Source organism: Mesorhizobium sp. WSM4989, from assembly GCF_029625795.1.
Lineage (GTDB): Bacteria > Pseudomonadota > Alphaproteobacteria > Rhizobiales > Rhizobiaceae > Mesorhizobium.
Genome location: NZ_JARTVN010000002.1, coordinates 1,645,958 through 1,664,975 on the forward strand (window position 1 = coordinate 1,645,958; position 19,018 = coordinate 1,664,975).

16 protein-coding genes are annotated in these 19,018 nt (G+C 63.9%); 7 read left to right on the forward strand and 9 right to left on the reverse strand.

Annotation, left to right across the window (positions count from 1 at the left end):
• Window positions 1-21: 21 nt before the first annotated feature.
• Complete coding sequence (locus P9217_RS20645; RefSeq protein ID WP_278087425.1) at window positions 22-597, forward strand: GNAT family N-acetyltransferase; 576 nt, start codon at window positions 22-24, stop codon at window positions 595-597.
• Window positions 598-698: 101 nt separating this feature from the next.
• Entirely contained in the window at window positions 699-2,282 is a 1,584-nt protein-coding gene (locus tag P9217_RS20650; RefSeq protein ID WP_278087426.1) for a DUF2125 domain-containing protein, read from the forward strand.
• A 9-nt stretch (window positions 2,283-2,291) separates the two neighbouring features.
• On the opposite strand, the gene P9217_RS20655 is transcribed toward P9217_RS20650, so the two are convergent.
• Complete coding sequence (locus P9217_RS20655; protein WP_278087427.1) at window positions 2,292-2,945, reverse strand: hypothetical protein; 654 nt, start codon at window positions 2,943-2,945, stop codon at window positions 2,292-2,294.
• Window positions 2,942-3,241 carry a DUF3572 domain-containing protein gene (locus P9217_RS20660; protein ID WP_095826132.1) on the reverse strand — a complete coding sequence of 100 codons (300 nt, stop codon included), beginning with the start codon at window positions 3,239-3,241 and terminating at the stop codon, window positions 2,942-2,944. The genes P9217_RS20655 and P9217_RS20660 overlap by 4 nt, the downstream gene beginning before the upstream one ends.
• A 238-nt stretch (window positions 3,242-3,479) precedes the next feature.
• Here P9217_RS20660 and P9217_RS20665 point away from each other — a divergent pair, with 238 nt between their 5' ends.
• Both P9217_RS20665 and P9217_RS20670 read left to right on the forward strand, forming a co-directional pair.
• Window positions 3,480-3,851: a response regulator gene (locus P9217_RS20665; protein ID WP_027166515.1), complete on the forward strand. Its 372-nt coding sequence runs from the start codon at window positions 3,480-3,482 to the stop codon at window positions 3,849-3,851.
• 15 nt (window positions 3,852-3,866) lie between these two features.
• On the forward strand, window positions 3,867-5,240 hold the full coding sequence (locus P9217_RS20670; RefSeq protein ID WP_278087428.1) for a PleD family two-component system response regulator: 1,374 nt from the start codon (window positions 3,867-3,869) through the stop codon (window positions 5,238-5,240).
• 508 nt (window positions 5,241-5,748) lie between these two features.
• On the opposite strand, the gene rpmG is transcribed toward P9217_RS20670, so the two are convergent.
• The 7 genes from rpmG to topA all read right to left on the reverse strand — a co-directional run bounded on the left by rpmG (window position 5,749) and on the right by topA (window position 14,071).
• Window positions 5,749-5,916 (reverse strand): 50S ribosomal protein L33, encoded by a 168-nt coding sequence (gene rpmG, locus P9217_RS20675; protein ID WP_040995604.1) that lies wholly within the window; start codon window positions 5,914-5,916, stop codon window positions 5,749-5,751.
• A 155-nt stretch (window positions 5,917-6,071) separates the two neighbouring features.
• Complete coding sequence (locus P9217_RS20680; protein WP_095802205.1) at window positions 6,072-6,530, reverse strand: hypothetical protein; 459 nt, start codon at window positions 6,528-6,530, stop codon at window positions 6,072-6,074.
• Window positions 6,531-6,627: 97 nt separating this feature from the next.
• Entirely contained in the window at window positions 6,628-7,803 is a 1,176-nt protein-coding gene (locus tag P9217_RS20685) for an MFS transporter (protein WP_278087429.1), read from the reverse strand.
• Between the two features lie 19 nt (window positions 7,804-7,822).
• Window positions 7,823-8,563, reverse strand: a complete 741-nt coding sequence (locus P9217_RS20690; protein WP_095825215.1) for an NUDIX domain-containing protein — start codon at window positions 8,561-8,563, stop codon at window positions 7,823-7,825.
• A 184-nt stretch (window positions 8,564-8,747) separates the two neighbouring features.
• The gene (locus tag P9217_RS20695) at window positions 8,748-9,188 is read right to left on the reverse strand and encodes a DUF983 domain-containing protein (RefSeq protein ID WP_278087430.1); all 441 of its coding nucleotides are present in this window, start codon (window positions 9,186-9,188) and stop codon (window positions 8,748-8,750) included.
• Complete coding sequence (gene rnr / locus P9217_RS20700) at window positions 9,188-11,497, reverse strand: ribonuclease R (protein ID WP_278087431.1); 2,310 nt, start codon at window positions 11,495-11,497, stop codon at window positions 9,188-9,190. Before rnr ends, P9217_RS20695 begins: the two co-directional genes overlap by 1 nt.
• 6 nt (window positions 11,498-11,503) lie before the next feature.
• Window positions 11,504-14,071, reverse strand: coding sequence for a type I DNA topoisomerase (topA, locus tag P9217_RS20705; RefSeq protein WP_127248439.1), 2,568 nt, complete (start codon window positions 14,069-14,071; stop codon window positions 11,504-11,506).
• Window positions 14,072-14,477: 406 nt separating this feature from the next.
• On the opposite strand from topA, the gene P9217_RS20710 reads away from it, so the two are divergent.
• The 3 genes from P9217_RS20710 to glmS all read left to right on the forward strand — a co-directional run bounded on the left by P9217_RS20710 (window position 14,478) and on the right by glmS (window position 18,794).
• Complete coding sequence (locus P9217_RS20710) at window positions 14,478-15,224, forward strand: cytochrome c biogenesis CcdA family protein (protein WP_067000319.1); 747 nt, start codon at window positions 14,478-14,480, stop codon at window positions 15,222-15,224.
• A gap of 146 nt (window positions 15,225-15,370) precedes the next feature.
• A complete protein-coding gene (gene glmU / locus P9217_RS20715) occupies window positions 15,371-16,738 on the forward strand; it encodes a bifunctional UDP-N-acetylglucosamine diphosphorylase/glucosamine-1-phosphate N-acetyltransferase GlmU (protein ID WP_127248438.1) in 1,368 nt (455 codons plus the stop codon).
• A 232-nt stretch (window positions 16,739-16,970) separates the two neighbouring features.
• Window positions 16,971-18,794, forward strand: coding sequence for a glutamine--fructose-6-phosphate transaminase (isomerizing) (glmS, locus tag P9217_RS20720; RefSeq protein WP_278087432.1), 1,824 nt, complete (start codon window positions 16,971-16,973; stop codon window positions 18,792-18,794).
• The last annotated feature ends 224 nt before the right edge of the window (window positions 18,795-19,018 follow it).

Below are 19,018 nucleotides of genomic sequence, written 5' to 3' on the forward strand. Positions count from 1 at the left end.
AGCTTGGCCTGGGGAGAACGTATGAGCACGACCATAGTACCGCTGAGTCCTGAGCGTTGGACCGATTTCGAGGATCTCTTCGGCAAGCAGGGCGCCTGTTACGGCTGCTGGTGCACGCATTTCCGGCTGACCCCGGCGGAGCGGCGGGCAAGCGACCGCGAGCGCAACAAGGATCACATCAAGGCGCGCATCGAAGCCGGCCCGCCGCCCGGGCTTCTAGCTTTCGAGGACGGCAAGGCCGTCGGCTGGATGCAGGTCGGCCCGCGCGCCGACGTGCCTGAATGGAACAATCAAGGCCGGGGCTCGGCGCCTGTCGATCCCGCGGATGCCCAAGACCCGAACGTCTGGGCGATCTCCTGCTTTTTCATTCGCGCCAAGGCGCGGGGCAGGGGCATCACTCATCGACTTGTCGACGGCGGCATCGCCTTTGCCCGCGAAAATGGCGCCAGGCTGCTGGAAGCCTGGCCGATCGATCTGTCGCGCGATTCGCGTTCGATCGGGCTGTTCGTCGGCTCGTCGCGCGTGTTCGAGAAGGCCGGGTTCGAGAGGCTTCTGGAGCGCAAGCCCGGTAGGCCGCTGATGCGGCTGGTGCTTTAGCCGCTTGAGGATTTGGCTTACAGTCATCGTCTTGCGGCTGTAATGCTTCTTTTCTACGAGAAGACGAAACGATTTGCCTTCCGAGACCGACGGAGACTGACGTGAAGCGTGTTTTGCCACTTGTTTTCATTCTTGCTTTCAGCGCGCCGGCCGTTGCACAGACCGTCGACAGCCAGGGCGCCAAACAGCTTTCGGACAATCTGGCGCGCTATTTCGGCAAGCAGGCGTTCGAGAAGGGCGTGCTCAAGGTCTCGGTCGAAGGCGACGCCTACAAGATCGCAGTGGACGTCAAGGCCCTGGTCAGCGCCCTGCCGGAGCAGAAGCCGTTCAAGATCGACCTCGCGCCCTATGCCTTGTTGGTGAAGCCGCGCAGCGATGGATTCTGGGACGTCACCTCGGATTTTTCCCACACCATGTCCTTCGAATTCAACGGACCCGAAGGCCCGCAAAGCATGCAAGTTTCGGTCAAGGACGGCAAGGGCTCCGCCGTCTACGATCCGAACCTGGCGGCGTTCACCAGCGGCGCCAGCTCGATGGCCGGCATGACGTTGACGTCTCGGGAAGCCAAGCAGCAGGCGGACGTCACCGCCGGTGCCGGCACCGCGACGATTGCCGCCACCAAGTCGGTCAATGGCGGCGTCGACTTCAAGGCAACGCAAAAGGTCTCGAGCTTCGTCGAGACGATCAAGATCGACGATCCCAACAGCGGAATGAATTTTCCGGTCACCCTGAAAACGCCCGAACTTTCCGTTGATGCGAATGGCAAGGGCGTACGGACGAAGCCGTTGCTCGACCTTCTTGCCTTTGCCGTCGCCAATGAGGACGAAGCCAAGCTCAAGGCTAACCAGGCGGAGCTCAAATCGCTCCTGTTGGCCGCGCTGCCCGTCTGGGAAAGGATCGACGGCAACTACAGCTTCAAGGATTTCGAGGTGGATAGCCCCGTCGGCAAATTCGCGGCGAAGCAGTTCAGCACCGCGTTCGCGATGGACGGAATCTCACCGAACGGCAGAGTCGACTACGCGATCAAGGCCTCCGGCCTGACGATCCCGCAGCAAGCGCTGCCCGCCTGGAGCGTCGCGTTGCTGCCGACGGATATTGACCTCAACTTCGGTGGCGCCAATATTGATCTCGATACGATGGCAAGGAAGACGATCGAAGCCTTTGATCTCAATAAGAATCCGTCGCTGCCGGATGCATTCGGCAAGGCTTTGGTCGAGGATTTCAAGGCCAAGAAGCCCAAGATCGTGTTCGGGCACTCGACAGTGAAGAATGGCGATATCGAAGTCGCCATGGAAGGCGAGGTGTATTTCCCGGATAGCAAGAAACCCGATGGGAGCGTGACCATCGACGTCGCCGGCTACGACAGGATCGTCGATGCCCTGAAGGAAGCGGCAAAGAGCGATGAGCAAATGGTGCAGGCCTTCCCGTTCGCGCTTGCCGTCAAGGGTTTTGGCAAGACACTGCCTGACGGTCGCCTGGAGTGGGTGATCAACACCAAGGCCGATGGGTCCATCGTCGTCAACGGCGCCATGCTGAAGGGCCCGGATAAAGTCCAGGACGACAGCGCGGGGCAGGACGACAATTCGAGCGGCGATGACGGCGCGAACGGAACGGACAATTCAACCGGCGGGGCCGATTCGGACGGCGGCGACAATGGCGGGGCTGGAGCGAAGCTGCAGCCCTGAGCGCCTGAATTATAGCCCGAGCGCGCCCGCAATCCTCGGCGCCGCCTCGCGCCAGTTATCGACCGAGATGATGTCGTCCGGCGTCGGCGGCAGGAAAGCGCGCAGCGAATTGTCGGCCATCAGGTGGAAGAGGTGCGCGTCGACGACAGAGCTGCGCGCCGACAGCAGGTTGGAGGGCTGGTCGTCGACGAAGGCGACGGGCCGGCCCTTGGCGCCGCGCAGCTTGGCGATGGCTGGGCCCTTGGCCATTTCGGTGGTCAGGAGCGGGTAGTTCAGGCCTAGCACGTCGAGATGCGCCCGGCGCACGGCGCGGTGCTTGTGCGGCATCGCGGTCAGGAGCACGATCTCGGCGCGCTGTCCGAGCGACGCCAGCGCCTCCGCGGCGCCGTCGGTGATGCTTTGCCAATCGGCCTGGGCATCGAAGAAATCGCCGAGAAGCGCCGTCACTTCCGCCTGCTCGATCAGCCGGCCGGACGCCGTCTCGGCGATGTTGCCGGTGAGGCGGAAGGAGGCGAGAGTCAGCCCGAAGCCGCGCGACTTCAGGTAGCGCGGGAAGGGACGGATAAATTCGAGCACGACATCATCGACATCGAGCACCAGCAGCGGCCGGTCGTCGGCCGCCAACTCCTCGATCTGGCGCGCGGTTTCGGGATCGTCGCTCATGTCGAGCGCTCATGATCGTCGTTGCCGAGCGGCAGCTCCCGCAAAGCCTTGCCGACGGCAGCCGGTGGCGTGCCCGTTTCCTCGGCAAAGCGCAAAAGCGTCGGCTCGTGGGCGAGGATGAACTGCAGCACGCCGGCAAGGAAGCCCGGCTCCGCGGCAGCGTGGCGGATCGACCGCGCCTCGATGCCGGTTATCGCCAGGAAGCGAGGCAACAGCTCCGGATCGCCGGCGACGAAGCCAAGCGCCCTGACGGCAAGGGTTTCCGCCTCCTCGCGCATTGACGCTGCGTTCGTCATCATTACCTTTTGCCGATGTGCATGTTGAGTCTTTCTTCCGCAGTAATGGCAAGCGTCGCTTGCGGCAAGTCTCAGCCGCTTCAGCCCTGCAGCCGCAAGTGGAATGGGTGTGCTTTTCCAACGGCAGGTTTGCGTTTCGTCAATCATATTGACGTAGGGTACAGGCGGGTTGGGTGCGATCCGGCAAGGACGCATGACGGCGGTCTTCGGCTCAGGGGACCGTCGGGACGGGAAATTGATGGCTAAGAAGGTCATGATCGTCGAGGACAATGAGCTCAACATGAAGCTCTTTCGGGACCTCATCGAAGCCAGCGGTTACGAAACGGTCCGCACGCGCAACGGCCTGGAGGCGCTGGATCTCGCGCGCCAGCACCGGCCGGACCTGATCCTGATGGACATCCAACTGCCCGAGGTTTCTGGCCTGGAAGTGACCAAGTGGCTGAAGGAAGACGACGAATTGCACTCGATCCCGGTCATCGCCGTCACCGCCTTCGCGATGAAGGGCGACGAGGAGCGCATCCGCCAGGGTGGCTGTGAGGCCTATATTTCCAAACCAATCTCGGTGCCGCGCTTCATCGAAACGATCAAATCCTATCTGGGCGATGCCTGAGCCGGAGCCTTTGAGATGACCGCGCGGATCCTCGTCGTCGATGACATCCCCGCCAATGTGCGGCTGCTGGAGGTTCGGCTGCTGGCCGAATATTTCGAGGTGCTGACGGCCGGCAACGGCCCGGATGCGATCGAGACCTGCGAAAACGGCAAGGTCGATGTCGTGCTGCTCGACGTGATGATGCCGGGCATGGACGGCTTCGAGGTCTGCAAGCGGCTGAAGAGCGACCCGGCGACCTCGCATATTCCGGTGGTCATGATCACCGCGCTCGACCAGGTATCGGACCGGGTGCGCGGCCTTGAGGCGGGCGCCGACGATTTCCTCACCAAGCCGGTCAATGATCTGCAACTGATGACGCGGGTGAAGAGCTTGGTCAGGCTGAAGTCGCTGACCGACGAATTGCGGCTGCGCGCCTCGACCACGCGCAACATCGGCATCGAAGAGCTGCTCAGCCGCAATTTCGCGACGGAAGACACCAAGCCCAAGGTGCTTCTGGTGGACGAGCGCAAGTCGTCTATCGAGCGTATCCAGAAGATGCTTCGCGGCAGCGCCGATCTCGACGTCGCCACCGATCCGAATGCCGGATTCTTCCAGGCCGCCGAGACCGCCTATGAATGCGTGCTGATCTCGACGGCCTTCGCCGATTTCGATGCGCTCCGGCTTTGCTCGCAACTGCGCTCGCTCGACCGCACCCGCTTCCTGCCGATCATGCTCTTGGCCGATGAGGGCGAGGAGGGCCGCATTATCCGCGGCCTCGAACTCGGCATCAACGACTATCTGACGCGGCCGATCGATCAGCACGAGCTGACGGCCCGGCTGCGCACGCAGGTGCGGCGCAAGCGCTATAACGATCAGCTGCGCGCCAGCGTCACCCAGACCATCGAGATGGCGGTGACCGACGCGCTGACCGGCCTGCACAACCGCCGCTACCTGGATAGCCATCTTGAGACGCTGTTCGACCGCGCCGTGGCGCGGCGGCGGCCGCTCTCGGTGATGATCACCGACCTCGACCGTTTCAAATCCATCAATGACGCCCATGGCCATGACGGCGGCGACGACGTTCTGCGTGAATTCGCCAGGCGGCTGCGCAAGAACGTGCGCGGCATCGATCTCGCCTGCCGCTTCGGCGGCGAGGAGTTCGTCGTGGTCATGCCGGATACCGACGGGCCCATCGCCGAGAAGGTGGCCGAGCGTATCCGCGCCGAGATCGCGCAGGCGCCCTTCGCAATCGGCGGGGATGGCAAGACGATCGAGGTGACGGTCAGCGTCGGCGTGTCATCGGTGCTGAGGGGAGCCGATACGGTCGCGGCGTTGATGAAGCGAGCCGACCTTGCGCTCTACGAGGCCAAGAGCGGCGGACGCAACCGGGTTGTCGCCAAGGCCGCCTAATCCATGTCACCCAACAGTGCGCAGCAGTTTTGGCGCATCGATGGACAAGACTGGAAGACTTAAGCGCGTTGCCTGAAATCGTTGCGCCGCGCTGCGGTTACCCACGGAAGCCCCAATTCCGCGTCAACCCGATAGGGTTAGGAATTTACCTTAATCCAAGCGATTCGGGAGCCGTGGTTAAGAAATGGTTGATTTTCATAAGTTCTTGAGCAAATCTGCTTGGCATAGAACGAAGACGAAGCCGGCACGAGGGTAGACTGCCCGGCTCGATCCAAAAAAATACCCCATGATGCTCAGGTCCGCCGCATCTCCTGGGTCCGTGGGGTCGGCCGGCCGGCGCTGGCACATAGTGGCCTCCTCGTACCGCTGCCAACCGCCGACCGGCCCCCTTTTTCTCATGATGATTCAGCGTCAGGCAGCCGCGGGCTTTCTTGCTCGAGCATCCGCCCGCTGAAAACAAAAACGCCGCCCCAAGGGGCGGCGTTTCGGCATTTCAGGATAAACCAGATTACTTGATCTTGGTTTCCTTGAACTCGACGTGCTTCTTAGCGATCGGGTCGTACTTACGGAACGACAGCTTGTCCGTCTTGGTGCGGCTGTTCTTGCTGGTCACGTAGAAGAAACCGGTGTCGGCGGTCGACAGAAGCTTGATCTTGATGTTTGCGGCTTTGGCCATGATGATCGTCCGTTAATGTTCGTGGAGTTTTGGCCGCTGGAGCACGGGGAAAACACCCGGACGCGGGAAACTTGGCGCGACACATAAAGAAGACGCCCGGAAAGTCAAGCCCAAGCCCCTTCTTGCCCCGTTTTGACGCGGCGGAACTCGCCGCGTCAGGCGTTCTCCCTGACCTGCAGATCGGGCTTCTTCCAGTCACCGGTCGTGTTCCACCAGCGGTTCGGATTGGTATGGTCGTCGAGTCCCTTGGAACGGCTGGTCAGCAGCGGCTGAATGCGGATCACAGGCTCCTGGTAGGAATGGGCCTGGAATATCGCTTCGGCGACACGGGCGGCGAGCGCCTGATCGTCGGGCAGTTCGAACGACACCTCGACCGTGCCCGGCCGCCTGCGCAACTCGATCTCGGCGCCCGCGGCAGCGCCTTCGAGCGTCCGGTATCGCTCTATGCCTTGCGCCGACTGGTAGGCATTGCCGTCATACTTGCCCATGCGCAGCGGCGTGATCGCCACCACCGCCTCCATGATGCGCTCGACATCGGCTGCCGGCGCCTGGAAGGTGACGAGCAGAAGCAGTTCCATCCTGAGGGATTTGGTTTCAAAGCCGCTGTCGATCATCGCTATATCCTCGCTCTTCCTGCATCGGAGCGAGGGTATAGCAGGGGGCCTGCTGACACGGTGATGTCAGCATGCCCGGCGCTGGGCGACATTTTCACTAGAGGATCTTTCGCACCAGCCTGACGAGGACCAGGAGCATGTACGCGGCAAAGAACAGCGCCAGCGACCAGCCGAAGCCCGAAGGGCCGAAGGCGTCCATGCCGATGCCGATCGCCTGCGGACCGATCACCATGCCGACGCCGTAGCAGAGCACGAAGGCGGCATTGGCGGAGGCGAGCTCATGGCCGGAAAGCTGGGAACCCAGATGCGCAAGGCCGATCGTGTACATGGCCGCGACCACACCGCCCCAGACGAACAGAAGCGCCGCCATCAGGTGCCAGTCCTTGGCGAAGAAAGGCATGAACACGGTTCCGATGAGGCCGACCGTGGCGCAGGCCAGAAGCAGGTAGCGGCGGTCCGAGACGCGGTCGCTGATCATCCCGATCGGTATCTGCAGCAGCACGTTGCCGAGCCCGATCATGGTCAGCAACAGCGCGGCGTCGGCCTCGGAGTAGCCGACGCGGCTGCCATAGACCGGGAACAGCGAAAAGCCGCCGGTCTCGACGGCGCCGAACACCAGCACGGCGAAGGTTGCTGTGGGCACCATCCAGATATAGTGCAGGAAATGGCTGGTTTCGCCGTCGGCGACGATCGCCGGGCTCTCGTTACGAGCCGCCAGCACCGGGATGGCAGCAAGCGTCACCAGCGCAATGGTGACGCCGAACGGCAGGAAGCCACCGGAGCCGACATGGGCGAACAGCCACGGCCCGGCGGCGAAGCCCAGAGAAAGCACCGTGGCGTAGATGCCAAGCACAAGGCCGCGACGATGCGGGGGCGCCGAGGTGCTGATCCAGAATTCCGACAGAATGAAGAGCACTGTCAGCGAAATGTGCAGCGCGACGCGGAGCGGAAACCACATCCAGAAGGCCGGCGCGAAATGAAAGCCGACAAAAGCGAGCGCGCCAACGGCGATCATCAAAAGCATGGTCTGGGCGACGCCGAGGCGCATGGCCAGCGGCGTGGCGAGCGGCGCGCCGGCGATCGAGGCGAGCCCGGCGACCGCCGTGTTGAGGCCGATCATCGAGGCCGAGTGGCCGCGCGATTCGAGGATGACGCTGAGCAGCGGCATGCCGAGGCCAATGGCAATGCCGACCACGCTGATCGAGGAGATCGCCGCAGTCATCGGCAGCCAGTGTACGCGTTCGTCGCCCTGTTGCTGGGTATCGACCGTCATCGATGGGGATGCTCTGCTTCTAAAGGACTTCGCGAACGAAGCGGTTTCGGATGAGGCGGAAGAACGGCACTGCGCCGCCCGGACGCAGCAACGGATCGTGGGCGAGCCGCCTTTCCAGTTCTTCCAGGATCATGCGGGTGATGTCGGGTGTATCGGCCTTGCGGGCGTCGCCAAGCGGCAGCCAGACGAGCTCCTCCAACTCGTTGGTTGGACCACCGTCGGGCAATTCGACGGCGACATCCTCACGCCAGGCGCTGAAGAAGCGGGTATCGAAGCGGCGCACGCGGTTGGGCGGCGTTATGGCGCGGGCAATGAAGCGCAGGGCGTCCAGCGACGGTGCGACGCTGTGTTCGACGAAACCCTGCCAATCGCGCTTGGCGGTCGCGAACGGGCCTTTACGACCGATCAGCAGGCCGGCTTCCTCGTAAGTCTCACGAATTGCCGACATGGCGATGGCGCGCGCCCGTGCGGCACTCGCGCGGCCGGGGCCGCTCACAAGCCTCGCCTCTTCCTCAGGATGCAGGGGGGCAGCCACCGGAACGCGGCTGTCGGCGGGATCGGTGCGGCCCCCGGGGAAGACGAATTTTCCCGGCATGAAAGCGTGGCCGGCATGGCGCCGGCCCATCAGCACCAGAACGTCGCTGGCTCTCCTGTCGAGCAGGATCAAGGTTGCGGCATCGCGCGGGCGAAGCGCCCGACCGCCGTGCACGGCCAAGCCTTTATCGAGCTTGTCGACATCCGCCTTGGTCATTCCTTCCATGCGCTCGACCTAGCGGAAACTTCTCGAACGCGAAAGTGGCTTACGTGTTCGGGCCTTTGCACCAGCCCGGACCAAACGTCGCTGCCGGAGCAATTCCAGGAAAAAACGCGCAGCGGTTCTCGATCTGGAATTCCACTGCTCGGAGATGGTCGTTGTTTGTATCAAGGACAGAACCGCTCCAGGCTTAGAGATGCGGCTCGAACTCGTCCTTCTCGCCGCCGAAGCCGTGCATATAGAGCGCCCATTGCAGGCCGATGACGGCGCCTTTGACCGGCTGCAACAGCGCGATAGCCACAATAATGGTCAGCGGCACCCAGATCAGCGCGTGCTGCCAGGTCGAAAGCGTGGTGGCGGCCTCCACAGTCATGAAGGCGCCAACCACAATGTGGCCGACGATGACGATCACCAGATAGGCGGGAAGGTCGTCGGCGCGATGGTGATGAAGCTCCTCGCCGCAGACGCCGCATTTGTCGACGGGCTTTGTGAAGGCGCCGAACAGCCTGCCTTCGCCGCAATGCGGGCACCGGCCAAGCATGCCGCGCTTGATTGCCGTCCACAGCGGACGCGCGACGCGGCCCGAATGGTGCTCGCCGCCGAAAACCTGTTCTTCCATGCCCTTCGACATCATCTTCTCCTGCCGCGGGGACCCGTGCGCGACTGCGACGCGCGGGCGCGGCCCTTGGTCTTGTGGAACGACCGTCGCGAGCCTGGCAGCGGCTTCGGGTCGCTCAGCATTTCGAAACGCATCGCGCCCGCCATCGGCGCAACCTCGAGCAGCCGCACCTCGACGCGGTCGGCTAGCTGGTAGCCCTTGCCGGTGCGCTCTCCGAACAGCGATCGAGCGGTTTCATCGTAGATATAGTAATCGCCGTCCAAACTTGACACCGGGATGAAACCATCGGCGCCATACTGCGGCAATTGGACAAAGAGTCCCGCCTTGGCGACGCCGGAGATGCGAGCGTCGAAGGTGTCGTTGATGCGCTCGGCGAGATAGGCCGCGATCAGCCGGTCGACCGTGTCGCGTTCGGCCGCCATGGCGCGGCGTTCGGTGGCCGAGATCAGCGCGCCGACCTCTTCCAGGCGATCCGCTTCTTGCTGCGTCAGGCCGCCGGGACCGAGGCCGAGCGCGGCAATCAGTCCGCGATGCACGATGAGATCCGCATAGCGCCGGATCGGCGAGGTGAAATGCGCGTAGCGTCTCAGGTTGAGACCGAAATGGCCGATGTTCTTCGGCGAGTATTCGGCCTGGCTCTGCGAGCGCAGCACCACTTCATTGACCAGCGCCTCGTTGTCGGCGCCGCGCACCCGCTCCAGAATGCCGTTGAACTGCCCGGGCCGCATCTGCGCGCCGCGCGCCAGCGACAGGCCAAGGGTGTGCAGGAACTCGCGCAGCGATTCCTGTTTCGCCAGCGACGGCGCGTCGTGGATGCGGTAGACGAGCGGCTCTTTCTTGCCTTCAAGCGTCTCCGCGGCCGCGACATTGGCCTGGATCATGAACTCCTCGATCAGCTTGTGGGCGTCGAGGCGCTCCGGCACGACGACCCGGTCGACGGTGCCGTCGGGCTTGAGCAGGATCTTGCGTTCCGGCAGCTCCAGTTCGAGCGGCTGGCGGCTGTCGCGGCCGCGCTTGAGCACGGCATAGGCATCCCAGAGGGGCTTCAGAACGCCTTCGAGGATCGGCCCCGTCTTGTCGTCGGGCACGCCATCGATCCCCGCCTGCGCCTGCGGGTAGGCGAGCTTGGCCGCCGATTTCATCATGATGCGGTGGAACGAGTGCCTGAGCTTGCGGCCTTCCGCCGAAAAGGTCATGCGCACGGCGATCGCCGGGCGGTCCTCCGCTTCGCGCAGCGAGCAGAGGTCGTTGGAGATGCGCTCGGGCAGCATCGGCACGACGCGGTCCGGGAAATAGACCGAATTGCCACGCTTCAGCGCCTCGCGGTCGAGCGGCGTGCCGTAGCGGACATAGGCCGCGACATCGGCGATTGCCACGGTGACGATGACGCCGCCGGGATTCTTCTTATCCGTATCGGGCGTGGCGAACACCGCGTCGTCATGGTCCTTGGCGTCGGCCGGATCGATGGTAACCAGCGGCAGATCGCGCCAGTCCTCGCGCCCGGCAAGCGAAACCGGCTTCACGGCGTCGGCTTCGGCGATCACATGGGCCGGAAAGACGTGGGGTATGTCGTGGGCGTGGATGGCGATCATCGAGACCGCCTTCTCGCTAGTCAGCGAGCCCAGCACCGCCAGCACCTTGGCCCGCGGCAGGCCGTAGCGCGAAGCGCGCGCCGGCTCGACCTCGACCAGATCGCCATTTTTGGCGCCGTTCTGGAATTCCTTGTCGACGATCAGCTCGGGCTGGCGGCGTTCCACCGGCTCGATGCGAAAGGTGCCGTCCTTCAGCACGCGGAAGACGCCGAGCACGGCTTCGCTGCGCTTCTCGAAAATCTTCATGACCCGCCCGGTATAGGCGGGGCCTGAGGGATCCTCGGTCGGGAAGGTCTTGGCGAGGACGCGGGCGCCGATGCCCGGAACCGGGCCGCTGGCGCCGCGCGAAATGCGGATGGCGATCACGGGCGGCGAGCCCGGGCCGGTGTATTCGCTCGGATGCGCCAGAAGCACACCATCGTTATCGCGGCCGAAAATGTCGAGCACGGCGACATGGGGCAGGGAGCCGGCGCGGGTGAGCCGCTTGCGGTTCCTGGTCAGCAGGCCCTCATCCTGCAGGTCGCGCAGCAGATCCTTGAGCCAGATGCGGTCCTCGCCGCGCAGCGCGAACGCCTTGGCGATGTCGCGTTTTCCGGAGCGGTCGGGGTTCTCAGCGATGTAGCGCAGGATTTCGTCGCGCGAGGGCCGGTAGTCATCCTTGACCACCTTCGCCCTGGTGTCGGCGCTGCGCGGATCGCCGTGACTTCTTCCGGAGATCCTGCGCGCCACGTCGTGCTATCCTTTCTTTGCCGCCCGGCGGAACGGCTTCTTGCCGCCTCCGCCCTTGGCTTCCTTCTCAGCAATCAGGGCGATTGCCTCGTCCATCGTCACCGATTGCGGATCCTTGCCCTTGGGCAGCGTGGCATTGACCTTGCCGTAATTGACGTAGGGTCCGTAGCGGCCGTCGCGCACGACGATCTTGCCGCCGCCTTCGGGATGCTCGCCCAGTTCCTTCAACGCAGCCGGCGTGCTCCCGTTGCGGCCGCCCTTGCCCTTCTGCTGCTTCTCGGCGATCACCGAAACGGCGCGGTTCAGGCCGATCGAGAACACGTCCTCGATGCTTTCGAGATTGGCGTAGGTGCCGTCGTGCAGCACGAAGGGTCCGTACCGCCCAAGACCGGCCGAGATCATCTTGCCGGTTTCCGGATGCTTACCGACATCGCGCGGCAATGCCAGCAGCGCCAGCGCCTTCTCATGGTCGATCGACTCGGCGGTCCAGCCCTTGGGCAGGCTCGAGCGCTTAGCGTCCTTGCCTTCGCCGCGCTGGATGTAGGGGCCGAAGCGGCCGCTCCGGAGCGTGATCTCCTCGGCGGTGTATGGATCCTTGCCGAGTAGCTTGACGCCGTCGTCGCCGTTGCCGTTCTCGCCGTTGGGATTGGCGGCGTCGCCAAGCTGGCGGGTATAGGAGCATTCCGGATAATTCGAGCAGCCGACAAAGGCGCCGAACTTACCGAGCTTCAGCGACAGGTTGCCGGTGCCGCATTTCGGGCAGACGCGCGGGTTTGAGCCGTCCTCCCGCGCGGGGAACACCAGCGGCGCCAGCTCGTCGTTGAGCGCATCGAGCACGTCTGAGACGCGCAGTTCCTTGATGTCGTCGACGGCGCCCGAAAAATCCTTCCAGAAGTCGCGCAGCACGTCCTTCCAGGCGAGCTTGCCGTCGGAGATCTCGTCGAGCTTTTCCTCGAGCGAGGCTGTGAAGTCATATTCGACATAGCGCTCGAAGAAGCTTTCGAGGAAGGCCGACAGCAGCCGGCCCTTGGCCTGCGGCACCAGCTTGCGCCGGTCGATGGCGACGTAGTCGCGGTCCTCGAGCGTCTTCAGGATCGCCGTGTAGGTCGACGGCCGGCCAATGCCGAGCTCTTCCAGCTTCTTGATCAGCGACGCCTCGGAATAGCGCGGCGGCGGCTCGGTCGTGTGCTGGGTGGCGTTGATCGCCTCGCGGGCAAGCTGCTCGCCGGCGCGGATCTCGGGCAGGCGGCGGCTTTCCTCGTCCTCCGCGTCCTCGTCCTTCTGGTCGGTGTAGGCGGCGATGAAGCCGTCGAAGCGGATGACCGAGCCGACCGCGCGAAGCTCGGCGGTGCGGGCGCCGTTGACCGCCTCGATCTCGACCGTGGTGCGCTCGATCTCGGCCGGCTGCATCTGGCTGGCGATCGCGCGCTTCCAGATCAGCTCATAGAGGCGCGCCTGATCGGCATCGAGATATTGCCTGACCGATGCCGGCGTGCGCTTGAAATCGGTAGGGCGGATCGCCTCATGCGCTTCCTGGGCGTTCTTGGCCTTGACCGAATAATAGCGTGGGTTTTCGGGCAGGTATTTCGCGCCGAACTCGCTGGCGATGGCATCGCGCGCCGCGGTGATCGCCTCCGGCGCCATCTGCACGCCGTCGGTTCGCATATAGGTGATGAGGCCGGCGGTCTCGCCGCCGACATCCATGCCTTCGTAAAGCTTCTGCGCCACCTGCATGGTGCGGTTGGCCGAGAAGCCGAGCCGCGAGGAGGCGGCCTGCTGCAGCGTCGAGGTGGTGAAGGGCGGGCCCGGATTGCGCTTGGTGGGCTTGGCTTCGACCGACAGCGCCTTGAAGGTCGCACCTTCGAGCATCGCCTTGATGTCGTCGGCCTGGGCCTTGTTGGCGATGTCGAGCTTCTGCAGCTTCTTGCCGGCATAGGCGGTCAGCCGCGCCTCGAAACTGTCGTTGCGCGGCGTGTTGAGGATGGCGGCGATCTGCCAGTATTCCTCGCGGACGAAGCGCTCGATCTCGGATTCGCGGTCGCAGACCAGCCGCAGCGCCACCGACTGGACGCGCCCGGCGGAACGGGCGCCCGGCAGTTTGCGCCACAGCACCGGCGAGAGGGTGAAGCCGACGAGATAGTCGAGCGCGCGGCGCGCGAGATAGGCGTCCACCAGCGGCGCATCGATCTGGCGCGGATTGGCCATGGCCTCCATTACCGAGGTCTTTGTTATGGCGTTGAAGACGACGCGGCTGACCGGCTTGTCCTTCAGCGCGCGCTTCTGCCTCAGCACTTCCAGCACATGCCAGGAAATCGCCTCGCCCTCGCGATCCGGGTCGGTGGCGAGGATCAGCCCGTCGGCGTCCTTGACCGCCTTGGCGATGTCGGCGAGGCGCTTGCCGGAGGCGGTGTCTACCGACCAGGACATGGCGAAGTCCTCGTCCGGGCGCACCGAGCCGTCCTTGGCCGGCAGATCGCGGACATGGCCGAACGAGGCCAGGACCTTATAGTTCTTGCCCAGATATTTGTTGATTGTCTTCGCCTTGGCCGGCGATTCGACGACGACGACGTCCATGAGGTCTCTTATCAGCTGTGAGGCGGCGGAAGAGCTCCGCGGCGCACGACGAAATCCCACTCTTTTCGTCGCTCACATGGCCGTGCTTTTGCAATCGGTCAAGGGGACAGGCCCAATTTGCGAACTGGCCGACAGCGATACACTCTTAGAGTGTATGGCGGAGAACACATTTTTTGGCGCACCGACGGATCGTGTCTTGGTTCGGTCTTTTACCGAGGGGAGTCGCCGACAGAACCAGCATCGGCCCGGCGGTACGCGGACGGCACGCGGCACTGGCGCGCCATCCATTGAACGCGCAGCGGCCGCCGCTTCTTCCTCGGCTAGCGACCACGCGCCACACAATGGTGATTGGCACGAGGGCGCCGGCATCGCTATATCGGCGCCAGCACAACCGGGGCATCGTGAAATGGCATTGGACATCGGCTATGTCAGCGCGGTCGGAGCAGGGGCGATCTCGTTCCTGTCGCCGTGCGTGCTGCCGCTGGTGCCGCCTTATCTTTGCTACATGGCCGGCGTTTCGGTCGACGATTTCCGCGGCAACGCCGGCGCGACGGCGCGCGAAGGCGCACGTGGCGCGCTGCTCTATGCCTCTGTTGCCTTCGTGCTCGGCTTCTCGACCGTCTTCGTCGCGCTTGGCGCCGGCGCCTCGACGATCGGCCGGCTGCTGCGCGTCTGGCAGGAACCGCTGGCGATGGTGGCCGGCGCGCTGATCATCATCATGGGCCTGAATTTCCTCGGCATCGTGCGCATCCCGCTCTTGTCGCGCGAGGCGCGCTTCCAGTCGCAGGGCAAGCCGGCCAGCATGATCGCCGCCTATGTCATGGGGCTGGCCTTTGCCTTCGGCTGGACGCCCTGCATCGGCCCGGTGCTGGGGCCGATCCTGACTTTAGCCGGCGGCCGCGAGACGGTGGGCGAGGGCGCGCTGCTGCTCGCCGCCTATTCGCTCGGGCTCGGCATCCCCTTTCTGATCGCGGCGCTGTTTTCCGGCGCCTTCATGCGCTTCCTGGGAAAATTCCGCGTCCATCTCGGTCGCGTGGAAAAAGCGATCGGCGCGCTGCTCGTCGTCGCCGGCGTGTTTTTTCTCACCGGTGGCGTGCAGAGCGCATCCTACTGGCTGCTGGAAAACTTCCCGGCGCTCGGGCGGCTCGGGTGATCTGCCACTTCGTGCACAGGATCGAATTGTGGACCCGCCGATCAAGAGTCCAGGTGATCCGCTGTCTCACCGGAATTTAACCGCATTGGTGCAGCATCACGCCGCTGCTAGCATGCGATGATTTGAATCCTTCATACGGTTGCCCTATGAGCCAGAGATCCTGCCTGTCCGTCATCCTCGCCGCCGGCGAAGGTACGCGCATGAAGAGCGCGATGCCCAAGGTGCTGCACGCCATTGCCGGCCTGCCGATGGTGGCTCATGTGGTGAAGGCCGCTGAGGCCGCCGGGGCAACGGGTCTGGCGCTGGTGATCGGCCACGGCGCCGACGAGATGCGGAAGGCGGTGCAGAAATTCGCGCCGAAAGCCGAGACCTTCGTGCAGGAGAACCGGCTCGGCACGGCCCATGCGGTGCTTGCCGCGCGCGAAGCGATAGCGAAGGGCTACGACGACATCCTCGTCATGTTCGGCGACACGCCGCTGATCGATGCGGCAGCGCTGGCTGCCGCGCGGCAGAAGCTGGCGGAGGGTGCTGCCGTTGCGGTGATCGGCTTCCGCCCGCCCAATCCGACGGGATACGGCCGGCTGATCGAGAAGGGCGGGCGTCTCGTCGCCATCAGGGAGGAGAAGGACTGCTCCGAGGCGGAAAAAAAGCTCGGCTTCTGCAATGCCGGGATGATGGCGGTGGCCGGCAACCAGGCGCTTCGGCTGCTCGACAAGGTCGGCAACAACAATGCCAAGGGCGAGTTCTATCTCACCGACATCGTCGAGCTCGCCGGCGCGGACGGGCTCGATGTGGTGGCCACGGAGGCGAGCTTCGAAAGCGCGCTCGGCATCAACAACCGGGCCGAGCTCGCCGAGGCGGAAGCTATCTGGCAGGCGCGCCAGCGGCGCGAGGCGATGCTTGCCGGCGTGACGCTGATCGCGCCTGAAACCGTCTACTTCTCGCACGACACCGAGATCGGTGCCGATACGATTGTCGAGCCGCATGTCTGGTTCGGCCCGGGCGTCAAGATCGCTTCAGGGGCGAAAATCCACGCCTTCAGCCATATCGAAGGCGCCACGATCGCTTCCAATTGCGATGTCGGGCCGTTCGCGCGGCTGCGGCCGGGCGCCGATCTGCGGCAAAAGGCCAAGGTCGGCAATTTCTGCGAGGTCAAGCAGGCAACGATCGAGGAAGGCGCCAAGGTCAACCACCTGACCTATATCGGCGACGCGCGGGTCGGTGCCGGGGCGAATATCGGCGCTGGCACCATCACCTGCAACTATGACGGCTTTTCCAAATTCTTCACCGATATCGGCGAGGGCGCGTTCGTCGGCTCCAACTCCGCGCTGGTGGCGCCGGTCACGATAGGCAAGGGTGGCTACATCGCTTCGGGCAGCGTGATCACCGAGAGCGTGCCCGACGATGCGCTGGCCTTCGGCCGCGCCCGCCAAAAGACGCTGCCCAGAAAAGGCAAGGAATTGCGCGAGCGCTTCGCGTCGGCGGCCGCGGCGAAGAAAAGAGCCGCGGAATGATCGTCAAAGGACGTTTGCTGGGCCGGCGCCGCTGGCGCCAACCATAAATGATCGAGCACCGCGCCGCGAAAAACCAACCATTTGCAGTAACCGGATTGCAAGCGCGGCGTGTCATGGTGCATCAGTCGTAAAACCGTTCCGGGTGACACCGAACGAAACGCAAAGTGACTTTCGCGGCAGGCCGGCCATCCGTAAATAGCGCTGGGTTTTCGCGGGGAATCGGGGGCAGCGTATGTGCGGTATCGTTGGAATTGTCGGCCATTCACAGGTCGCGCCGCTGATCGTCGATGCGCTGAAGCGGCTCGAATATCGCGGCTATGACTCGGCCGGCGTCGCCACCATCGAGAATGGCACGCTCGGCCGCCGCCGCGCCGAAGGCAAGCTCATCAATCTCGAACGCCGGCTGAAAGAAGATCCGCTGGAAGGCACGATCGGCATCGGCCATACCCGCTGGGCGACCCATGGCGTGCCGAACGAGACCAATGCGCATCCGCATTTTTCCGAAGGCGTCGCGATTGTCCACAACGGCATCATCGAGAACTTCGCCGAGCTGCGCGACGAGCTCTCCCGCGATGGCTACAAATTCGCCTCTCAGACGGACACCGAGGTCGTCGCGCATCTGGTCGCGCGGGAGCTCGCCAAGGGGCTGAAGCCGGTCCAGGCAGCGCACCAGGCGCTGAAGCGGCTCTCGGGCGCGTTTGCGCTGGCGATCATGTTCAAGGGCGACGAGGATCTGATCGTCGGCGCCCGCAACGGTCCGCCGCTTGCCGTCGGCCATGGCGACGGCGAGATGTTTTTGGGCTCGGACGCGATCGCGCTGGCGCCTTTCACCAACGCAGTCACCTATCTCGAAGATGGCGACTGGGCGGAAGTGCGTCGCAACAGCGTCACCATCTATGACGCCGACGGCAACAAGGTCGACCGCAAGCGCCAGCAGTCGCTCTCGACCAGCTTCATGGTCGACAAGGGCAACCGCCGCCATTTCATGGAAAAGGAAATCCATGAGCAGCCGGAGGTGATCTCGCACACGCTGGCGCATTATGTCGATTTCGTCTCCGGCGTGTCGAGGCCGCTCGATCTGCCCTTCGACTTTGCCAAGATCGGCCGGTTGGCGCTCTCGGCCTGCGGCACCGCCTATCTGGCCGGGCTGATCAGCAAGTACTGGTTCGAGCGCTATGCGCGGCTGCCGGTCGACATCGACGTCGCCTCGGAATTCCGTTACCGCGAGATGCCGTTGTCAGCGAATGACGCGGCCTTCTTCATCTCGCAGTCGGGCGAGACCGCCGACACGCTGGCTTCCCTGCGCTACTGCCGCCAGGCCGGCATGAAGATCGGCGCGGTCGTCAATGTGCGCGAATCGACCATGGCGCGCGAATCCGACGTCGTGCTGCCGACGCTTGCCGGGCCGGAGATCGGCGTCGCCTCGACCAAGGCTTTCACCTGCCAGCTCTCCGTGCTGGCCTCGCTCGCAGTGCGGGCCGGCGTGGCGCGCGGGACGATCTCGCGCGATGAGGAGAATCGGCTGGTGCGGGAGCTTTCCGAGGCGCCGCGCTTTGCCACACAGGTGCTGAAGCTCGACGAGCAGATCGAACGCATCTCGCGTGAGCTGTCCCGCTACAAGGATGTGCTCTATCTCGGCCGCGACACCAATTTTCCACTAGCCATGGAAGGTGCGCTGAAGCTCAAGGAAATCTCCTACATCCACGCCGAAGGCTATGCCGGCGGCGAGCTGAAGCACGGACCGATCGCGCTGATCGACGAGAACATGCCGGTTATCGTGATCGCGCCGCATGACCGCATCTTCGAAAAGACGGTTTCCAACATGCAGGAAGTCGCGGCGCGCGGCGGCAAGATCATCCTGATCACCGACGCCAAGGGCGCGGCCCAGGCCGGCATCAAGTCGATGGAGACGATCATCCTGCCCGAAGTACCTGAGATCATCGCGCCGATCATCTACGCGCTGCCGATCCAGATGCTCGCCTATTTCACCGCGGTGTTCATGGGCACCGATGTCGACCAGCCCCGCAATCTGGCGAAATCGGTCACGGTGGAATAGCACTGTCACTGCTTCTTTTGGGCACCGTAGTTCGAAGTATGGCTTGCCGATGGCCCTTTCACTCCTCGAGGGGCGTCGCGGAATGGATCCTGGGTCTACGCCGCGTCGCTTCGCTCCTTGCTCCGCGCGTGGATGACGAAGGGAGGGGTGTTGCAGCCAGTCGCGAACGCAGGAGCTTCCATTTGGAACGCTGAAAGCCGCTTCATAGAGAGCGCTCTTTAAAA